The sequence below is a fragment of the Escherichia sp. AM3 genome (assembly GCF_032029835.1).
In the GTDB taxonomy this organism is placed as follows: domain Bacteria; phylum Pseudomonadota; class Gammaproteobacteria; order Enterobacterales; family Enterobacteriaceae; genus Escherichia; species Escherichia coli.
This window is the reverse complement of the sequence record NZ_JAVUPQ010001001.1, coordinates 1-269: the sequence shown is the minus strand read 5'-3', so window position 1 is coordinate 269 and position 269 is coordinate 1. Positions and strand designations below refer to the sequence as shown.

Below are 269 nucleotides of genomic sequence, written 5' to 3'. Positions count from 1 at the left end.
TGATATATTTGGGTTATGTCGCTCTGGACGGAGAATCAGAAAAATATTCTCTGACCCTGAAACTGTTTTAACTGGGCGCCCGTGCCTTGCTGAACGTGGATCTGATCCGCAGCGATGACATTCAGATGCGTGAACTTTCACGACTGACGAAAGAGACAATTCACCTCGGTGCGCTGGATGAAGACAGCATTGTTTACATCCACAAAATTGACTCCATGTACAACCTGCGCATGTATTCACGCATTGGTCGTCGTAACCCGCTGTATAGC

The 269-nt window shown here is 47.2% G+C and carries 1 pseudogene; it reads left to right on the top strand.

Features of this window, described 5'->3' with window-relative positions:
- Positions 1-269, top strand: a pseudogene (locus RTW80_RS29430) (DNA-binding transcriptional regulator KdgR); the annotation flags it as partial.